Raw genomic sequence first — 19,015 nt, forward strand, 5'->3', positions numbered from 1 at the left:
CAGGGTCGTGAAGCTGGCCTTGGATGAGCCAACCTTGTCATCCCGGGAGTTGGCCGTGCGCTTCACTGACACGGAAAGGTATTTTGTGTCAGAAGCTTCGGTCTATCGCATCCTCAAGGCCCATGATCTGATCACCAGCCCGGCCTTCATCGTCGTCAAGGCGGCCGATGAGTTCAAGGACAAGACCACGGCACCAAACCAGCTCTGGCAGACCGACTTTACCTATCTCAAGGTGACTGGCTGGGGCTGGTTCTACCTGTCGAGCGTGCTCGATGACTTCTCCCGTTACATCGTGGCCTGGAAGATGTGCACGACGATGAAAGCCAGCGACGTCACGGACACGCTGACCATGGCGCTCGAAGCTTCAGGCCTCGACAGCATGAATGTCGTTCACCGCCCACGGCTGTTGAGCGACAACGGTTCGAGCTACATCGCTGGCGACCTCGCGGACTGGCTCAAAGACCAGGGTATGGATCATGTCCGCGGCGCGCCGCTGCATCCCCAGACCCAGGGCAAGATCGAGCGCTGGCACCAGACGCTCAAGAACCGCATCCTGCTCGAAAACTACTATCTACCCGGCGATCTGGAAGCCAAGATCGGCGACTTCGTCGCCCACTACAACCACCTGCGATACCACGAAAGCATAGCCAATCTTACACCCGCTGACGTCTACTTCGGGCGCGGTCAGACCATCCTGCTGGAACGAGAAAGGATCAAACGCGACACATTCAAAACCCGACGCTTGCAACATCGCGGCCAAGCCGCATAACATCAAAACCAGATGCGCCAGATCCTCTCTTCGATCATGCAGCCATCAGTCTCACATCATCTGACGACGGACAGACAATGTGGGAAACTTCTATAAGTCTTTGAAAAGAATGGCGCGCCCGACAGGATTCGAACCCATGACCCCCAGATTCGTAGTCTGGTGCTCTATCCAGCTGAGCTACGGGCGCTGACCGGGCCGTTCTCTAGTCTGTTGCGGCGCTAATTGCAAGTGTTGAACCGCTAGAGTTTGTCATGCCGCAGCCGGGATGTCGTCAACGCTGAAAAACACCGGAATTCCGCGCTCCCGGGCGATGCGGACGTCATTGTCCGCACCTTTGGAATCACCTGCAAGGCGGAGCACGGCATCGCAATGTTTCAGCAGTCGTCCGGCCGTCGGGTGCAGTACCTTCTCATAGAGGTCATCGCCGACGGTCGATCCGCCTGCCGTATGCCAGATCGGCAAGGCCACCCATTCGCCAATCATCGGCACATGGCCCTTTTTGAAGATTGGCCAAGACGCCGATTCGAGGTGATTGAGGTTGGCGGCCATCTTCGCCGGATCATCGCCCGTGCCAGAGCGATAGGGGCCGGCGATCAGGATCAGCATGGGTTTGGCGGACATGGGAAACTCCTCTTTGGGGAGCAACATGACATATCGTGACAATTCGTGCAAGTTCGTGCATTATCGTGTGATGCTCACAGACCAGAGAAAACACTTCTTGCTGCAACGCCTTCACCACGACGGGCGGATCGTGGCGAAGGAGCTCAGTGCCGAATTGGCCCTCTCAGAAGACACCATCAGGCGAGACTTGCGGGAACTGGCGGCGGAAGGCCTGTTGCTGCGCGTTCACGGCGGGGCGCTGCCGTCCTCGCCCACTGTCGCCAGCCTTGACGTGCGCCGCGGGCTCGCGATGGATGAGAAGCGGAAGCTGGCGCGCGTCGCGGCCTCGCTGGTTGATCGGGGGCAAACCGTTTTCATCGATGGCGGCACCACCAACCTTGAACTCGTGCGCTGCCTGGCTCTCGATCTGGTGGCCACCATCATCACCCACAGCCCGTCCATTGCTTCCGCGCTCGAACCGCACCAAGGCATCGAAGTCATCATGGTGGGGGGCACGCTCTTGCGGCATTCGATGGTCAATGTCGGGGCGATTGCCTTCGAGACCATCAACCGCCTGCGTGCTGACCTCTGCTTCATCGGGCTCACAGGCCTTCACGCGGGCGAGGGCGCAACGACGGGCAATTTCGAGGAGGCGGCCATCAAGCGTCTCATCATCAGCCGTTCCGCCGAGACGGTTTCAATCGTCACGACGGAAAAGTTGGGCGCTGTCTCGCTCCATGCCATCTGCCCTGCAGCATCACTTGCCACCATCGTCGTGCCATCTCAAGCAGACACCGGCCAACTTGCCAATCATCTCACCATCATAAGAGCATGAAAAAACCCCGGTGTTTCCACCGGGGTTCTGTCTTTTCAGCCTGAGGCTGAGCGTCGGACTTAGAAGTCCATGCCGCCCATGCCGCCGCCGGGCATGCCGCCGGGCATGCCGGAGGTGCCGGACTTGTCCTTCGGACGCTCGGCGATCATGGCTTCCGTCGTGATCAGCAGCGAGGCCACCGAGGCGGCATCCTGCAGAGCGATACGGACGACCTTGGTCGGGTCGATGATGCCGGCTTCGACCATGTCGACATACTCTTCGGTCTGGGCGTTGAAGCCGTAGTTGCCGGTCTTCTCGAGGAGCTTGCCGACGACGATCGAACCTTCGACGCCTGCGTTCTCGACGATCTGACGGACCGGGGCTTCAAGAGCCTTCGACACGATGTTGATGCCGGCCTGCACGTCGGCGTTGGCCGACTTCAGACCTTCAAGCGCCTTCTTCGCACGGAGCAGGGCAACGCCGCCGCCCGGAACGATGCCTTCTTCAACGGCTGCACGCGTGGCGTTCAGCGCGTCGTCGACGCGGTCCTTGCGCTCCTTGACTTCGACTTCCGTCGAGCCGCCGACCTTGATGACGGCAACGCCGCCCGCAAGCTTGGCAAGACGCTCCTGGAGCTTCTCGCGGTCGTAGTCCGAGGTGGTTTCCTCGATCTGCGCCTTGATCTGCGCGCAACGGCCCTTGATGTCGTCCTTCTTGCCGGAACCATCAACGATCGTGGTGTTTTCCTTCTCGATGCGGACGCGCTTGGCGCGGCCCAGCATGTCGATGGTCACGTTCTCGAGCTTGATCCCCAAGTCTTCGGAGATGACCTGGCCGCCCGTGAGGGTGGCGATATCTTCCAGCATGGCCTTGCGGCGATCGCCGAAGCCCGGAGCCTTGACGGCAGCGACCTTGAGGCCGCCGCGCAGCTTGTTGACAACGAGGGTGGCGAGAGCTTCGCCTTCGATGTCTTCAGCGATGATCAGGAGGGGCTTCGAGGTCTGGACGACGGCCTCGAGGATCGGCAGCATCGCCTGGAGCGACGACAGCTTCTTCTCGTGCAGGAGGATGTAGACGTCCTCGAGCTCGGCAACCATCTTGTCGGCATTGGTGATGAAGTAGGGCGAGAGATAGCCGCGGTCGAACTGCATGCCTTCGACGACGTCGAGTTCGGTCTCGGCGGTCTTGGCTTCCTCAACCGTGATGACACCCTCGTTGCCGACCTTCTGCATGGCCTGGGCGATCATGTCGCCGATGGCCTTTTCGCCATTGGCTGAAATCGTGCCGACCTGGCCGACTTCTTCCGAACCCTTGACCTTCTTGGACTGCTTCTTGATGTGCTCGATCGCTGCAGCCACGGCCATGTCGATGCCGCGCTTCAGGTCCATCGGGTTCATGCCGGCCGCGACGTTCTTGGCGCCTTCGCGCACGATCGCCTGGGCCAGAACGGTGGCGGTGGTGGTGCCGTCGCCGGCGAGGTCGTTGGTCTTGGAAGCGACCTCACGGACCATCTGGGCGCCCATGTTCTCGAACTTGTCCTCAAGCTCGATTTCCTTGGCGACGGTGACGCCGTCCTTGGTGGTGCGGGGAGCGCCGAAGCTCTTGTCGATCACGACATTGCGGCCCTTGGGACCGAGGGTGACCTTCACCGCGTTTGCGAGAATGTCGACGCCGCGGAGCATGCGCTCACGGGCTTCACCGCCGAAACGGACTTCTTTAGCAGCCATGGGATTACCTCAACTGTACTGGTTGACTGGAATTGTGGAGGGCAATCGGCTTAGCCGACGATGCCCATGATGTCGGACTCTTTCATGATCAGGTACTCGGTACCATCGATCTTGACTTCGGTGCCCGACCACTTGCCGAACAGAACGCGGTCGCCGGCCTTGACGTCGAGGGCGACGATCTTGCCGGAATCGTCACGGGCGCCAGCACCCACGGCGATGACTTCGCCCTGCATCGGCTTCTCCTGGGCGGTCTCCGGAATGATGATGCCGCCCTTGGTCTTGGTGTCTTCCTCGACGCGCTTCACTACAACGCGGTCGTGCAGAGGACGGAATTTCATGCGGTAACTCCTCGTAAACATTTTACTTTTTGAGTTTTGGACTGACCGTCTCCCGAAGGTGGCCAGCTGTGTTAGCACTCAAGTTTGGCGAGTGCTAACAGCTGGCTGTTGAAATAGGTCGGACCGCGCCCTTCGTCAAGAGGCGGATTGCCTGAATCGTGAAGTGCCCCGTTCTCACGCGACCTGCGTGAAGCGTTCGGCGGGGTCCTCGTCGAGGAGCGCGCCGATCGCGTGGAAGGCCTTTCGCAGGTCGTCGCGGGAAGAGGTGCCGCCGAAACAGATGCGGATGGCGCGGTCATCGGCGCGGCGGTCGATGGCGAAGGCCGTGCCGGAACTGATCTTGATGCCGCAATCCAGCGCCGCACGCACGAAATCGCCCGGCTGCCAGTGGTCGGGAAGCCTTAACCACAGGAAAGGCGCTCCCGGATTGCAGAGAAAATCCCGGCCCCGCAGCACGTCGCGGGCGATGTCGCGCCGCGCCGCGTTCTCGGCAATGATGGCGGCCAGTATCCTGTCGGCCGTGCCGCCTTCGATCCAGTGGCGGGCCACCTCGGCGGCCAGCCCGACCGAGCGGCCGTTGGTGATGGTCTGGTGGCGGATCAGACCATCGGTCTTGCCCGCAGGACCCACGAGGAAGCCGACGCGCAGCCCGGGTGCCAGTGTCTTGGACACGCTGGTGATGTGATAGGTGCGCTCTGGCGCAAGGCTGTAGAAGGTGGGTGGCTGCAGCCGCGGATCGAGCAGCCGGAAGATGTCGTCCTCGATGAGGGTCAGGCCATAGCGGCGGGCGATGTCGGCGATCGCCAGCCGCCGCTCCAGATTGAGTGTGGCGGTGGTCGGGCTTTGCAGCGTCGGCACCACATAGAGCGTTCGGGCCTCGCCGGCCCTGGCGGCGCGCTCCAGCGCTTGTGGCACCAGTCCGCCGGCATCGACTTCCAGCGGCACGAGTTCGATGCCGAACTGGCGGGCTATGGGCTTGATCGTCGGATAGTTCAGGCCCTCGACGAAGAGCCGGTCTCCGGGCTGGCTGACGAAGGACAGCGTGGCGATGATGGCGGCCTGCGCCCCAGCGGTGACCACCACCTGCTGCTCGTCCACCACGATGCCGCTGCGCGACAGCCATTGGGCTCCCATGGCGCGGTGGAGGGGGAAGCTCTCGGGCGGCGGATATCCCAGAAGGTCGAGCCGCCCGGGCGATGTCATGATCTGGGCCAGCGCCGAATCGAGATCGCCCGTCTCCTGCACAGCGGGCGGCGAGGCCAGGGACAGGTCGAGGATGCCGGCCGTTCCCCGCGCCACCGGCACGAAGGGCTGGGCTTGCGGACCAGGCGCCTTCAGGAAGCTGCCGCGCCCCACTTCACCCACCAGAAGCCCCATTTTCTCGGCTTCCGCATAGGCCCGCGTCACCGTGCCGGTGGTGACACCGAGGCGGAACGCGAGGTCGCGCTGCGGCGGCAGGCGGTCGCCCGGCTTGAGCGTGCCCACTGAAAGATCCTGACGGATTGCGTCAGCGATCTCGAGATAGAGTGGGCGTTGTCGGCGAAGCTGCGGTAGCCAAATTGTCATGAGGACAATGTTTCCCTTGTCGGCAATTGGATGCATACAGTATAGAATTGAACCCGTACAATCAAGTTGTTTGATTGATACAATAGAGACAATCGGTGATCCCCATGCGCGACTACATTTTCCATCAGGCTCTCTCCCGCGACAGTGCTTTCGTGTTCCCGAAGCTGCGCCGCCTGTTCCGCAGCTGGGTAGCAAAGAAGAAACTCAAGCGCCTGGAGCAGCTCGACGACTACATGCTGAATGACATCGGCCTGACCCGCGATGACCTGCGCTATGTGACGCGGCTTCCCTATGACGTCGATCCCATCGAGGAGATGACGAGGCTGCGGGACGCCCGGATGCGCAAGGGCATCCGTTCGCGGTGAGGCTGGGTCAGAACAGCGGCTTCACGGCCTTGTAGAGCGCGCGGAATTTTTCCAGCCGCTCTGCATAGGCTTGCCTGAGCGCCGGATCGGGCGCGATCTCGGCGGCGATCTCGGGCTTGACGCAGACGGTGGCGGGGTCTTCTCCCGTCGCCGCCAGCCGTGCCAGCCGCGCGGCGCCAAAGGCCGGCCCGGTTTCGGCACCCTCATAGAGCACCACGGTCTTGCCCAGAGCGCTTGCCACGATCTTCATCCAGAACCGGCTCTTGGCCGCGCCGCCATTGACGGCGATGCGATCTGGGAGCGCGCCGGTCTCGGCCACGTAAGCCTGGCAGTCGGCGAGCGAGAGGGCGACACCTTCGAGCACGGCCTGCGTCACCTGCTGCGGGGTGGATGACGCCGTCAGACCGAACAGCACGCCCCTGGCATGGGGGTTGTTGTGAGGTGTGCGCTCGCCCGTCAGGTAGGGCAGGAACGTTATGGGCGAGGGGCCCGAGAAGGCCTCTTCGGCGGATTGCAGCAGCTTGCCGATGTCGCTCTGGCCCAGAAGCTCCGCTGCCCAGGCGAGGCAACCCGCGCCGTTGAGAATGGCGGCCATCTGGAACCAGCGGCCGGGCAAGCCATGGCAGAAGGTGTGGATGAGGTGGTCGGGTGCTGGCGCGTACTGGCCGCGCACCACGAAATATTGCGACGCCGTGCCGATCGAGATGAAGGCATCGCCCTCGTTGACAGCCCCCGTGGCTATGGCGCCCGATGGCGCATCGCCGGCACCCGCCGCCACCACGAGGCCGGGCGTCAGGCCCCAGGCTTTTGCAACAGCGCCGCTGAGCTGGCCCGAGGCGACCGAGCCTTCGAGCACGGGCGGCAGCAGGTTCAGGGAAATGCCGCAGGCCGCGGCGATCTCGGGCGACCATGTGCGGTGCCCGCAGTCCAGCAGCAGCGCGCCCGACCCGTCGCTCATGTCGGTGGCATAGCTCCCTGTCATGCGGAGGCGCACATAGTCCTTGGGCAGCAGCATGTGCCGCGCCCGCGCCATCACCTCCGGCTCATGGCGCAACAGCCACATCAGCTTCGGCGCGGCGAAGCCCGGCATGGCGGGAACGCCCGCGATGGAGCCGATGGCCGGAAGGCGCCGGTTCAGTTCCCGGGCCTCCGCATGGGACCGTCCGTCATTGTGGAGGATGGCGGGGCGCAGCGGGTTGCCGTCAGCATCGAGAAGAACCGCGCCATGCATCTGGCCGGACAGGCCGATGGCCTTCACCCCGGACCATGCATCACCCGCCTCGGCCCGCAGCGCATTGACGGCACTTCCAGTGGCCGACCACCATTCCTCCGGGTCTTCCTCCGACCACAGGTCGTGAGGACGCAAGACGGTTAGGGGAGCGGACGCGCGCGCCAGAACGCGCTGGTCCTCGTCGACCACCACGGCCTTCACCGCGGAGGTGCCGATATCGATGCCGAGATACATATGAAATCACGTCCGGTTGCTGGCGATCAGGCTAGCCAGCAAATGGCTGGATGCCAAGCGCCGAACCTAGAGCAGCTTCTCCATAATATGGTTGTGCACCGCGACTCCATCGAGGGTGAAGTCGTTCCGGCGCAGCAAGGTGAACCCCTTGTGCTGAAACAACGGCCTGGCGAGTTCGCTCGCCTCGACACGAAGCCTTGTCATGCCGCGCCGTCTCGCGTCCGATTCAAGATGATCGTATAGCGCCGACGCGATGCCACGCCCCGACCACTCCGGCAGGCAGAACAGCATGTCGATATGGCCGTCGTCTTCGAGGTCGATGAAGGCGACCGCCGTATCGGACCCATCGGCGGCGACCCACACGGACCGGCCGTCGCTGCACCGGGCGTGCGTCTCGCCGGCTTCCATGCCGCCGCCAAGCCATGCCGCGATCTGCTCGGGGTCATAGTGCCTGGATGCCGTCTCGGACACAGCCCGGTTGAAGATTTCAGCCAGCGAAACCGCATCACCTGGCCCGTAACATCGGATGGGCATCACGGCCTCCATCGAACGACCAGTCAGGAGGCCGCCTTCTGCCCCACCACCATGTAGTTCACCGCCATGTCGCGGCTCACACGCCATTGGCGGGAGAGTGGATTATAGGTGACGCCGTGCTCTTCCTTCGTGGCGAGGCCGTTCTCGCCCAGCCAGCCCTTGAGCTCGTCGGGCGTGATGAACTTCTCCCACTGGTGCGTGCCCTTCGGCAGCCAGCCTAGCACGTATTCCGCCCCGATGATGGCAAGCCCGAATGACTTGAGGGTGCGGTTCAGTGTGGCGACGAACATCAGCCCGCCCGGCTTCAGCATCGAGGCGCAGGTCGCGGCGAACGCCCTTGGGTCGGCCACGTGCTCGATCACTTCCATGTTGAGGATCACGTCGAAGCGCTCAGCCGCGTGGGCGAGGTCTTCGGCCGTGCCCGCGCGGTAGTCGATCTCAAGCCCCACCTCGGCGGCATGGACGGAAGCCGTCTTGATGTTCCGCTCCGAAGGGTCGACGCCCACGATGGTTGCGCCCAGCCGTGCCATGGGCTCGGTCAGCAGGCCGCCGCCGCAGCCGATGTCGAGGAAGCGTAGGCCTTCGAAGGGATAACGCTCCAGCGGGTCACGGCCCAGCCTTGCGCAGACCTGTTCCTTGATGAATTGCAGCCGGACGGGGTTGAACACGTGCAGCACCCCGAATTTGCCTTTCGGGTTCCACCATTCGGCGGCCATCTTGGAGAATTTCTCGACTTCCGATGGGTCGAGGGAGGGGGCAAGGGCGGTCATGTCATGTTCCAAATTTCTGCTGGGGCATTATTGCATAAGCGAGGCCTGTCATCTATGAGTACGCCGCGCCGGACCCTGGGGTTCAACCGTCCATCAGACTTGACCGCCAGCCGGACCTTGAAAGGGTCACGGGGCGCGGGGGATATGAAAGGTTTGGCCGATGGGCCGTTTGGTCATGAAGTTCGGCGGGACGTCAGTTGCGGACATTGCCCGCATCAGGAACGTTGCCCGCCACGTCGAGCGTGAAGTGAAGGCCGGCCATCACGTGGCCGTGGTTGTCTCCGCCATGTCGGGCACGACCGACAAACTCGTAGGCTGGTGCCGCGAGGCCGCTCCCGTTCACGATGCCCGCGAATACGACGCTGTTGTCGCATCCGGCGAACAGGTGACGGCGGGCCTTCTGGCGATCGTGCTGCAGGATTTCGGCATTCCGGCCCGCTCCTGGGCCGGCTGGCAGATTCCCTTGAAGACCGATGGCGTCCACGGCGCGGCCCGAATCGCCGGAATCGACGGCGACGAGATCCGGAAGCGCATGGAGCAGGGCCAGGTGGCGGTGATTGCCGGCTTCCAGGGCATCGGCCCGGACAAGCGCATCACCACGCTGGGCCGTGGCGGGTCTGATACCTCGGCCGTTGCCGTGGCGGCGGCACTCGATGCCGCCTGCGACATCTATACAGACGTCGACGGCGTCTATACGGCCGACCCCCGTATCGTGACCGGCGCCCAGAAGCTCGACCGCATTTCCTATGAGGAGATGCTGGAACAGGCTTCGCTCGGCGCCAAGGTGCTGCAGACCAGGTCAGTTGAACTGGCCATGGTTTACAAGGTACCCTTGCAGGTGCGCTCGAGCTTCGAGGCACCCGATTCGCCGAACCAGAACAAGCCCGACGGCACGGGGCCCGGAACACTCGTATGCGATGAGGAACGTATCGTGGAACAGCATGTAGTGAGCGGCGTCGCCTATTCGCGCGACGAGGCGAAAGTGGCGATCCGGCGCGTCAAGGACCAGCCCGGCGTCTCGGCGGCGATCTTCGGTCCGCTGGCGGAAGCCGATATCTCGGTCGACATGATCGTCCAGAACATCTCGGCCGACGGCGCCTTCGCCGACATCACCTTCACGGTAGCGAGGAAGGACCTGCGCAAGGCGCTGGAAGTGCTGAACGGCGTCAAGGACAAGATCGGCTTCGACAACATCGTCCACTCGGCCGATGTGGCGAAGGTCTCGATCGTCGGCATCGGCATGCGGAGCCATGCGGGCGTCGCCGCCAAGATGTTCCGCTCGCTGGCCGAGAAGGGCATCAACATCCAGGCGATCACGACGTCCGAGATCAAGGTGAGCGTGCTCATCGACGAAGCCTATACCGAACTTGCCGTCCGCGCCCTTCACACGGCCTATGGCCTGGACGCCAAGGTCGCCTGATCAGAATGCGCGTCATCGTCAGCCACGTCTCCCGCTTCGCAGGCCGCCTCAAAACGGCCCGCGTGGCCATGCGCGGGGACACCGGCTGATGGGAACCTCCGCCCTCGGCCCGCGTGTCCTGCTCAGGCGGCTCCGCGAGGTCATGGCGGAGCCGGTCACAGCGCAGAAGCGCCTGGACAAGATCGTCCAGATCATCGCCGCCAACATGGTGGCGGAGGTCTGCTCGATCTACGTGCTGCGCCCCGGTGATTTTCTCGAACTCTACGCCACCGAGGGCCTCAAGCGTGAGGCCGTCCACCAGTCGAAGCTGAAGAGCGGCGAGGGCCTCGTCGGCACCATCGCCAAGGAGGCCATCGGCCTCAACCTGTCGGACGCGCAGAACCATCCGGCCTTCAAGTATCTCCCGGAGACGGGCGAAGAGATCTACAATTCCTTCCTTGGCGTGCCGATCATGCGCGGCGGCAGCGTCATCGGCGTGCTCGTGGTGCAGAACCGCACGCGCCGCCACTATACCGAGGAAGAAGAGGAAGCGCTGCAGACCACGGCCATGGTTCTGGCCGAGGTCATCGCGGCGGGCGAGCTCCGCGAGGTCGCAAGCGAAGTCGCAGCCGATGTCGCCCATGTCAGAAGCCATCACCTGCGGGGCGATTCCCTCGCTGAAGGCGTGGCATTGGGCCATGCCGTGCTGCACGAGCCCCGCGTCGTCATCCAGAACCTCATCGCCGAGAATGTTCCGCAGGAACGGAAGCGGCTGGAAGATGCCGTGGCGCAGCTCCGCGCCCATGTCGACGAGTTGCTCGATGGCTCCGATGCCCAACGCGGCGCCACCGAATATTCCGACGTTCTCGAAACCATCCGCATGTTCGCGCATGACAAGGGCTGGATGAACCGGCTGCGCGAGGCGATCGATACCGGCCTCACGGCGGAAGCCGCCGTCGAGCGCGTGCAGAACGATAACCGCGCCCGCATGGCGCGGACCCCCGATCCCTATCTGCGCGAGCGCATGCACGATCTCGACGACCTGTCGAACCGGCTATTACGCATCCTGACCGGCGCCATCGCCACCGCATCCCGAACCGACCTGCCGGCCAATGCCATCGTTGTCGCCCGCAACATGGGTCCAGCCGAACTGCTCGACTACGACCGCAGCAAGCTGCGCGGCGTGGTGCTTGAGGAGGGTGGCCGCACCAGTCATGTGGCGATCGTCGCACGCGCGCTGGGCATTCCGGCGATCGGCCAGGCCGAGGGCCTGATCGATCTGGTCGACACCGGAAGCCCGATCATCGCAGATGGTGGCACGGGCGAAATCTTCGTCCGCCCTTCGTCGGACCTGCAGCGCGCCTATGCCGAGAAGGTCCGCTTCTATGCCAGGAAGCAGGCGCAATACGCGGCACTCCGCGACGAGCCGGCGCTTCTCAAGACCGGCGAGAAGATCGAGCTCAACATCAATGCGGGCCTTATCGTCGACCTGCCGCACCTGCATGATTCAGGTGCCGATGGCGTCGGGCTCTACCGCACCGAGCTGCAGTTCATGCTGGCCTCGCGCTTTCCCCGGCTCTCCCAGCAGGTGCGCCACTATTCGCAGATCATCGAGCAGGCCAGGGGCAAGCCCGTCACCTTCCGCACGCTCGACATCGGCGCCGACAAGGTGCTGCCCTATCTGCGCCAGCCCAAGGAAGAAAATCCTGCCCTTGGCTGGCGTTCGATCCGCATGGCGCTCGATCGTCCGGCCCTTCTCCGCCTGCAGCTCCGCGCCCTGATGCTGGCGGGTGAAGGCAAGCCCATGAAGATCATGTTCCCGATGATCGCCGACGTCGAGGAATACAAGCGCGCGCTGGAGGTGGTCGAACTCGAGAAGGCGCATCTCCTGAAGCGCGGCCATGTGCTCCCCACGCCCCTCAAGCTGGGGGTGATGATCGAGATCCCGTCGCTGCTCTGGCAGCTCGACCATCTTCTGCCTATCGTCGATTTTGCCTCGATCGGCTCGAACGATCTGGTACAGTTCCTGTTCGCCTCGGACCGCGGCAACCCGAAGCTCGCGGGCCGCTACGACCCGCTGAGCCCGGCGGCCCTGGGGGCCATGCGGCTGATCGTCGAGAAGGCGATGAAGCACAACAAGCCCGTGACGCTTTGCGGCGAGCTCGGCGGAAGGCCGCTGGAGGCCATGGGCCTGCTAGGCGTGGGCCTCACGTCGATTTCGATGGTACCCTCGGCCATCGGCCCGGTGAAGGCCATGGTCCGCACGCTGGACCGCGAAAAGCTTTGGAAATTCATGGAGCCGCTGCTCAACAGCCCGCTCCACACGCTGCGCCCCGAGCTGCTGGAATTCGCCCAGCGCAACGGCGTGGTGCTATGAACCGGACGGCCCGTTAGCCTCCCGTTCACCATTCTCGGTCATTGTCGGTGAAAAGCTCGTCGAGTGAGCATTAACCTTACCAGTTCCGAGAGTGTATCATGCGTGAAGAAAGCGTTGACGTTAGCGGAGAGTTCCAGGCTGCCGAAGCTGCTCTTGAGCACGGCCGCGAGAAGCCCGATGGCGCGTCCGACCCTGCGGGAGAGGCCGGCTGGTATCTTCAGCATGAACGCGAGAACCGGGGCGAGAGCCTTGAGGATGTCAGCGCTGCAACCGGTATCCATCCCTATCACCTCGAGGCGATCGAGCTGGGGGACATGACCCACATGCCCGAGCGTATGGAGGCGCTCGAGATGATCGGCACCTATGCCCAGTACCTGGGCTTCGATCCCGAACCGCTGGTCGAGCACTATGCCCATTTCCTCCCCGCACCCGCCCTGGCGCCGCAGCCCGTTCACCCGGCCAATCCCGCGCCGCTCAGCAGCGCCAAGGTGCTGATGTTCGGCCGATTGCCAAAACTGCCGAAGTTCAGCTTCCGCCTCACCGGCGTTCCGGGTGGTGCCGGCGGTCTTGTCGCGTCGCTCGCAGGTGCCGTGTTCCTGTTTGCCGGTGTGAGCTACATGCTGATGCCCGGCGCCGACGATGCCCAGCCCAGGCCGGAACGCGGCGCAGTTGCCACGACGGGGATGGATTCGGATGCCGACCCGATGCCGACCGCCTCGACCGGCGGGCAATCCGCCGATATCTCGGTCGGTGACGAACCGATGCCCGACGACCAGGCGCAGGCCACCGCGACAGCCGGCGAAGACGACCTGGCCGGCACCAATCTCGATGGTATTTCCTCGCTCATCCAGGACAATGTGCCGGGTGCCAAGGAAGCCGCGACCACGCTCGACGGCATGGTCTCCGCCGCCGATGTGGCCTTGACCGACGAAGGCCGCCAGTTCGGCAATGGCAATGACGAAAGCCGCCTGACCCTCAAGGCGCGGGCGCCCGTCTGGGTCCGGATCGAGGATGCCCAGGGCAATGTGGTGATGACCCAGATGCTGATGAAGGGCGATACCTACAAGGTGCCGAACCGCCCTGGCCTCGTCGTCATCGCGCGTGATGGCGGTCTGCTCAGCTATGTGATCGACGGCAAGGAAAAGGGCATTCTCGGAACGCCCGGCGAAATCCTTGTGGGTCGCTCGCTCGACCTCAAGTCCTTCGAGGGCTGACGGCAAGGCTCTTGCGCGCCGTCGTCCAGAGAGTTTCGGAAGCCTCCGTCACCGTCGATGGCCGGATTACCGGCGCCATCGGCGGTGGCTTTCTCGTTCTCGTCTGTGCCATGGCGGGCGACACCGAGGCGGACTCCCTCAAGCTCGCCCGCAAGATCGCGGCGCTCCGGATTTTCAAGGATGATGCCGGCAAGATGAACTTGCCGCTCTCCGCGGTGGGCGGCGCCATCCTGGCAGTCAGCCAGTTCACGCTGGCCGCGCATGGCATGGAAAGCGGCAACCGACCGGGCTTCTCGAAGGCGGCCCCGCCCGGCAAGGGCCAGACGCTCTATGAGCATTTCTGCGCCGCGCTCCGGGCCGAGGGGATCACTGTCGAGACCGGCATCTTCGCCGCCGACATGAAGGTCGCGCTGGTCAATGACGGACCCGTCACCATACTGTTCGACACCGCTTCGATCTGACGGCTGGAACGGAAACCTGTCCGTCAGGTCCAGAGTTCGATGTCCGTTGCCACCATGGTGGTGACGCCCGTGAGCGTTGCGACCCTCACCGCCGCACCCGCTCCGGTGCCATCGGCATCCCAGAACAGGCCCTTGGTGTTCGCGTTGAAGAAGAACCACGAGCCAGCACCGCCAGCCGATGCTCCAACATTGAAGCGGACCGTGGCGTCCATCCCGTTGAAATCCGGAACATGGAAGGCAATTCTGTCCGTGCCGGTCTTGAAGTCGGTGATGGTGTCGCCGAATGCCGCGGTGCCGTTGTCTCCCCAATAGGAAAACACATCGCCGCCGGCACCGCCCGTCATCTGGTCGGAGCCTCGTCCGCCTTGCAACTCGTCAGAGCCTCCGCCACCGTTGAGGATGTCATTTCCATCGCGGCCCATGAAGAAGTTGTTGGCCGCGTTGCCGGTAAAATTGTCGGCAAGGTCCGTTCCCTCAAGCTGCTCGATACTGACCAGTTTCTCGACATTGCCAAAGCCGTCATTCAGTACTTGGTTGGTGGCCAGCGCAAGGTTGACCGTCGCACCCTGGGACTGATTCTCCCAGAAGCGGAAGATGACCCGGTCCTCGCCAAGCCCGCCGTCATAACTGTCCTTGCCGGCCTGGCCCTGGAAGTGATTGTTGCCGCCATCACCCTTGAACTTGTCATTGAACCCTGTGCCGATGACCCGCTCGAAGCCCGAAACCGTGTCGGTGTTACCGAAGCCATCGCGGATCGTTCCGGCCACGAGATCGGCATTGATACCGCGTGAGCCGCCAAAGCGGGCATCGCGGTGATAGAGAACTTCATCATATCCGTTACCATCTCCGCCGATCAGGATATCGTTGCCGCGAAGGCCGGAGAGAGCATTGTCCAGATCATTGCCGGTCAACCGGTCGGCAAACTTTGAACCGATCACTTCCTCGATGCTGCTCAGCGTGTCTTTTCCACCCCAGCAGTCAGTGACGGCGCCGGTATTGAGATTGGCGGCAACGCCCCGGAAGGCTGCGAAGTCATAGAAACTCTCATCATAGGTGACCGTATCCCAGTCCGCCCCGCCGTCGATTGTAGTGTTCCCGGCACCGCCGTGGATGTAGTCGTTGCCGCCGCCTGCGTTGATGATGTCGTTGCCCCCGCCGCGCGCTCCACCGATTTCTTCGGACTCGTTCGATCCATTGAAGACGTCGGATTCATTGAGAACTGTGGAAAGGAAGTTGAAGCCATCTCCGTTCTCCCGGCGTCCATCGTCGCGCTCATATCCAAAGGCAACAAAATAGAGGTTCTGAGCATCCTGCTTGAGGCCCGTGATGGTGTAGAGAAGGGTTCCGCCACTGTCCCGGACCCTGATCGTGGTGATCGTGCCCGAAATGGGCTCACCGCCATCATAGGCAAGGCCTGTCCCAGCCAGCTCCACCTTGCTCCCATCCGGATTGGTCCAGGTGATTTTCGTGGCCGTCCGTGCTGTGATCAGGCTGCTGTCGTTGGGGCCAAAGTAATCCGGTATCCACTTATAGTCGGGTAAAGCTGCAGCATAGGTCACTGTCGCCATGATGTTCCTCCCACAACTGACCGGAGATCAATATTTCACATTGATGGTTGACCCGCAACGGGTGCCCCTTCCTGTTCGCTGTCCGCTCGGCTAAACGCCGCTGCATGGCAACCATCCCGCAAGAAAAACTCGACCGCATCATCCAGCGCTTCGCGACCGTGGAGCACGACCTGTCGTCGGGCGCCGCCGGCGGCGAGGCCTTCGTCAAGCTTTCGAAGGAATATGCCGAGCTCGAACCGACCGCGCGGAAAGCTTTGGAACTCCGCAAGGCCTATGGCGAGCTCCGCGATCTTGGCGAGATGCAGGCGGCGGGCGGCGAACTGGCCGAGATGGCGGAAGCAGAACGCCCCGTGCTGGTGCAGAAGATCGAGACAATGGAGCAGGAGGTTCGCATCCTGCTGCTGCCGAAGGATTCGGCCGACGACAAGAACGTCATCCTCGAAGTCCGCGCCGGAACCGGCGGCGACGAGGCGGCGATCTTCGCGGGCGACCTGTTCCGCATGTACCAGCGCTACGCGGCCTTCAAGGGCTGGCGCGTCGAGGTGATCTCGGCGAGCGAAGGCGAGCATGGCGGCTACAAGGAAGTGATCGCCAACATCTATGGCGCGGGCGCCTTCGCGCACATGAAGTTCGAGTCGGGCGTGCATCGCGTTCAGCGCGTGCCGGCCACCGAAACGCAGGGCCGCATTCATACGTCCGCCGCCACGGTTGCCGTGCTGCCGGAGGCTGAAGAGGTCGACATCAAGATCGAGGACAAGGACCTGCGGATCGATGTTTTCCGCTCGTCGGGCCCCGGCGGGCAGTCGGTGAACACCACGGATTCCGCTGTGCGCATCACCCACATCCCGACGGGCCTTGCGGTCGCCCAGCAGACCGAGAAGTCGCAACTCAAGAACAAGAACGCCGCCATGAAGCTCCTGCGTGCGAGACTTTATGAGATCGAGCGCCAGCGCATCGATTCCGCGCGTTCCGCCAACCGCAAGGACCAGGTGGGTTCCGGCGACCGCTCCGAACGCATCCGCACCTACAATTTTCCGCAATGCCGCTGCACCGACCATCGCATCAACCTGACGCTCTACAAGCTGGACCAGATCATCGAAGGCCCGGCGCTTGAGGAAATGCTGCAGGCGCTGATGACCAACCACCAGGCCGAACTCCTGGCTGAAGCGGACAATGCCGCCTGACCGCGTGAAGCCGCTTCTCGACTGGGCGGCGCTGAATCTCACGCTTGCCGGCTGCGAGACGCCTGTTCTGGATGCCCGCCTGTTGCTGCAGGCTGCATCTGGCCTGACCCGCGAGGACATCATCCTGGAGCCGGAACGCGAACTTGACAGGGATGCCGCCGAACGATTCCGCCACATGATTGAGCGCCGGGAAGCCCGCGAACCCGTCTCGCGCATCCTCGGCGAGCGCGAATTCTATGGACGCGTGTTTGAGGTGACGCCCGACGTTCTGGACCCCCGGCCCGACACGGAGACCTTGGTCGATGCCGCTCTCAAGCAGATGCCGGCGAATGCCCGCATTCTCGATCTGGGCACAGGCACAGGCTCCATCATCCTCACGCTTCTGGCTGAACGGTCCGATGCGGCGGGAACCGCAGCCGACATTTCGCCCGCAGCCCTTGGCGTGGCGCGCATGAATGCCGCGCGGCTGAAACTGGAAAACCGCGTCACCTTCCGGCAGGCCAGCTGGTTCGAGGGTGTGGCCGGCCAGTTCGATCTCATCGTGTCGAATCCGCCCTATATCCCCGCTGCCCATATCGCCGGACTTGCCCCGGATGTCCGCAACTTCGACCCCCATCTGGCGCTGGTGGGCGGGACGGACGGCCTGAACCCCTACCGCGCCATTGCCGAAGGAGCCCGGGACCATCTCGCGGCGGGGGGCCATGTGCTGGTCGAGATCGGGGTTGGCCAAGCAGATGACGTTACAGCGATTTTCAGAAATCAGGGCTTTCAGCTCGCTCAAAGCCACCAGGATCTCGGAGGCCATATCCGCTGCCTCGACTTTGTGCAGGCCAGAAAACCCTGAGCTTGTGGACAGGCTGTGAAAATACCAATTGGAAATTGGGGTTCAGTGGGCTAAATACGACTCGGAAACGCTTTCTGCCCTTTGTGATGGTGCCGGGAACGACGTTGCGGCGATAGTGTTCAGACACACTCCAGCCCAATCGAAAACTGCACAAGCCGGGGTATTGGCCGACTTCTTCAAGGAAGTCTGCTGGTGGCAGAAGCTTTCTGTAACCAAGGGTAAATCTTGAAGCCGCTCGCCGACTGAGCAGAATTGAAGACCGGTTGACAGGGCGCCCGACAGCGCCGCTGTCCGGCGCTCGCGACCAAAGCCAAATCTGGAACATGGATTTTCGATGAGACCTACTCACAAGAACCGCAGCCGCAACCGCCATCGCAGCGGAGGCGGCAGCAGCGGAGGCGGCAGTGGCGGCGGCGGTGGCAATCCGCTCAGTCGCGTCTATGAGAGCAACGGCCCGGACGTGAAGGTGCGCGGCACCGCCCAGACCGTCGCGGACAAGTACCTGCAGCTGGGCCGCGATGCCCAGTCCTCGGGCGACATCGTGATGGCCGAGAGCTATTTCCAGCATGCGGAACATTATCTACGCATCGTGTTCGCCGCGCAGGCCTACAATCAGCAGTCCCAGCAGCAGTATCGCCGCCCGGACGAGGAGTTCGACGACGAGGAACTCGAGGATTCACCCGAAGCCTCGATCGAGCAGCGCGGCGGCCAGCAGGCCTCAGACCCCGATGGCCTTGGCGATCAGCCCACCATGGAAGGCGGCGACCGCCCGCCGCAGCAGAACCAGCCCAGCCCGCCCAATCGCCAGCAGCGCGACTATCGTGACAACCGCGATCAGGGCAATCGCGATCAGAATCGGGATCAGAATCGCGATCAGGGCGGCCAGCCCTACCAGCCCCGCGACCGCTTCAAGCCGCGCTGGCAGGACCGCCGCAATGAAGGTCAGCAGCCGGGCCAGCAGGGCGAGCCGCGCCAGAACAATCAGAACAACCAGCCGCAGCCCCGCGTGGACGAGCAGCC

The 19,015-nt window shown here is 63.2% G+C and carries 18 protein-coding genes and 1 tRNA gene; 10 read left to right on the plus strand and 9 right to left on the minus strand.

The genetic code is table 11. The features are described from left to right. A partial coding sequence (locus ACEW8Q_RS08115) for an IS3 family transposase (protein ID WP_373503551.1) occupies nucleotides 1-769 on the plus strand: 769 nt, incomplete at its 5' end. A 110-nt stretch (nucleotides 770-879) separates the two neighbouring features. Here the strand turns inward: ACEW8Q_RS08115 and ACEW8Q_RS08120 are convergent. Together ACEW8Q_RS08120 and ACEW8Q_RS08125 are read right to left on the minus strand one after the other, a co-directional pair. Then, a tRNA-Arg gene (locus ACEW8Q_RS08120) sits at nucleotides 880-956 on the minus strand. Between the two features lie 62 nt (nucleotides 957-1,018). Further along, complete coding sequence (locus ACEW8Q_RS08125) at nucleotides 1,019-1,375, minus strand: DUF4406 domain-containing protein (RefSeq protein WP_373503568.1); 357 nt, start codon at nucleotides 1,373-1,375, stop codon at nucleotides 1,019-1,021. 40 nt (nucleotides 1,376-1,415) lie between these two features. Between ACEW8Q_RS08125 and ACEW8Q_RS08130 the strand changes: the two genes are divergently transcribed. After that, nucleotides 1,416-2,204 carry a DeoR/GlpR family DNA-binding transcription regulator gene (locus ACEW8Q_RS08130; RefSeq protein WP_373503552.1) on the plus strand — a complete coding sequence of 263 codons (789 nt, stop codon included), beginning with the start codon at nucleotides 1,416-1,418 and terminating at the stop codon, nucleotides 2,202-2,204. A 59-nt stretch (nucleotides 2,205-2,263) separates the two neighbouring features. Here ACEW8Q_RS08130 and groL read toward each other — a convergent pair whose 3' ends face one another. From groL to ACEW8Q_RS08145, 3 genes are all read right to left on the minus strand, one after another. Further along, nucleotides 2,264-3,910 carry a chaperonin GroEL gene (gene groL, locus ACEW8Q_RS08135; protein ID WP_373503553.1) on the minus strand — a complete coding sequence of 549 codons (1,647 nt, stop codon included), beginning with the start codon at nucleotides 3,908-3,910 and terminating at the stop codon, nucleotides 2,264-2,266. A gap of 50 nt (nucleotides 3,911-3,960) precedes the next feature. Then, complete coding sequence (gene groES / locus ACEW8Q_RS08140; protein WP_373503554.1) at nucleotides 3,961-4,248, minus strand: co-chaperone GroES; 288 nt, start codon at nucleotides 4,246-4,248, stop codon at nucleotides 3,961-3,963. A gap of 174 nt (nucleotides 4,249-4,422) precedes the next feature. Beyond that, nucleotides 4,423-5,814, minus strand: a complete 1,392-nt coding sequence (locus tag ACEW8Q_RS08145) for a PLP-dependent aminotransferase family protein (protein WP_373503555.1) — start codon at nucleotides 5,812-5,814, stop codon at nucleotides 4,423-4,425. 104 nt (nucleotides 5,815-5,918) lie between these two features. Here ACEW8Q_RS08145 and ACEW8Q_RS08150 point away from each other — a divergent pair, with 104 nt between their 5' ends. Next, on the plus strand, nucleotides 5,919-6,179 hold the full coding sequence (locus ACEW8Q_RS08150; protein ID WP_373503556.1) for a DUF1127 domain-containing protein: 261 nt from the start codon (nucleotides 5,919-5,921) through the stop codon (nucleotides 6,177-6,179). A gap of 7 nt (nucleotides 6,180-6,186) precedes the next feature. On the opposite strand, the gene xylB is transcribed toward ACEW8Q_RS08150, so the two are convergent. From xylB to ubiG, 3 genes are all read right to left on the minus strand, one after another. Continuing rightward, nucleotides 6,187-7,644, minus strand: coding sequence for a xylulokinase (gene xylB / locus ACEW8Q_RS08155; RefSeq protein WP_373503557.1), 1,458 nt, complete (start codon nucleotides 7,642-7,644; stop codon nucleotides 6,187-6,189). Between the two features lie 66 nt (nucleotides 7,645-7,710). Beyond that, complete coding sequence (locus ACEW8Q_RS08160; protein ID WP_373503558.1) at nucleotides 7,711-8,178, minus strand: GNAT family N-acetyltransferase; 468 nt, start codon at nucleotides 8,176-8,178, stop codon at nucleotides 7,711-7,713. Between the two features lie 23 nt (nucleotides 8,179-8,201). Then, nucleotides 8,202-8,948, minus strand: a complete 747-nt coding sequence (ubiG, locus tag ACEW8Q_RS08165; protein ID WP_373503559.1) for a bifunctional 2-polyprenyl-6-hydroxyphenol methylase/3-demethylubiquinol 3-O-methyltransferase UbiG — start codon at nucleotides 8,946-8,948, stop codon at nucleotides 8,202-8,204. A gap of 160 nt (nucleotides 8,949-9,108) precedes the next feature. Between ubiG and ACEW8Q_RS08170 the strand changes: the two genes are divergently transcribed. The 4 genes from ACEW8Q_RS08170 (at nucleotide 9,109) to dtd (ending at nucleotide 14,399) form a co-directional block, all read left to right on the plus strand. Next, nucleotides 9,109-10,368 carry an aspartate kinase gene (locus ACEW8Q_RS08170; protein ID WP_373503560.1) on the plus strand — a complete coding sequence of 420 codons (1,260 nt, stop codon included), beginning with the start codon at nucleotides 9,109-9,111 and terminating at the stop codon, nucleotides 10,366-10,368. An 88-nt stretch (nucleotides 10,369-10,456) separates the two neighbouring features. Continuing rightward, nucleotides 10,457-12,724 carry a phosphoenolpyruvate--protein phosphotransferase gene (gene ptsP, locus ACEW8Q_RS08175; protein ID WP_373503561.1) on the plus strand — a complete coding sequence of 756 codons (2,268 nt, stop codon included), beginning with the start codon at nucleotides 10,457-10,459 and terminating at the stop codon, nucleotides 12,722-12,724. Nucleotides 12,725-12,822: 98 nt separating this feature from the next. Then, nucleotides 12,823-13,938, plus strand: a complete 1,116-nt coding sequence (locus tag ACEW8Q_RS08180) for a helix-turn-helix domain-containing protein (RefSeq protein ID WP_373503562.1) — start codon at nucleotides 12,823-12,825, stop codon at nucleotides 13,936-13,938. An 11-nt stretch (nucleotides 13,939-13,949) separates the two neighbouring features. Next, nucleotides 13,950-14,399, plus strand: a complete 450-nt coding sequence (gene dtd / locus ACEW8Q_RS08185; RefSeq protein WP_373503563.1) for a D-aminoacyl-tRNA deacylase — start codon at nucleotides 13,950-13,952, stop codon at nucleotides 14,397-14,399. Nucleotides 14,400-14,422: 23 nt separating this feature from the next. Here dtd and ACEW8Q_RS08190 read toward each other — a convergent pair whose 3' ends face one another. Then, nucleotides 14,423-15,967: a hypothetical protein gene (locus tag ACEW8Q_RS08190; protein WP_373503564.1), complete on the minus strand. Its 1,545-nt coding sequence runs from the start codon at nucleotides 15,965-15,967 to the stop codon at nucleotides 14,423-14,425. Between the two features lie 104 nt (nucleotides 15,968-16,071). Between ACEW8Q_RS08190 and prfA the strand changes: the two genes are divergently transcribed. The 3 genes from prfA to ACEW8Q_RS08205 form a co-directional block, all read left to right on the plus strand. Further along, on the plus strand, nucleotides 16,072-17,151 hold the full coding sequence (gene prfA / locus ACEW8Q_RS08195; protein ID WP_373503565.1) for a peptide chain release factor 1: 1,080 nt from the start codon (nucleotides 16,072-16,074) through the stop codon (nucleotides 17,149-17,151). Further along, on the plus strand, nucleotides 17,141-17,995 hold the full coding sequence (prmC, locus tag ACEW8Q_RS08200) for a peptide chain release factor N(5)-glutamine methyltransferase (protein WP_373503566.1): 855 nt from the start codon (nucleotides 17,141-17,143) through the stop codon (nucleotides 17,993-17,995). The genes prfA and prmC overlap by 11 nt, the downstream gene beginning before the upstream one ends. Nucleotides 17,996-18,329: 334 nt before the next feature. After that, nucleotides 18,330-19,015 (plus strand): DUF4167 domain-containing protein (locus ACEW8Q_RS08205; RefSeq protein ID WP_373503567.1); only part of this gene is annotated, 686 nt, incomplete at its 3' end.

The sequence above is a fragment of the Aestuariivirga sp. genome, from assembly GCF_041738905.1.
In the GTDB taxonomy this organism is placed as follows: Bacteria; Pseudomonadota; Alphaproteobacteria; order Rhizobiales; family Aestuariivirgaceae; genus Aestuariivirga.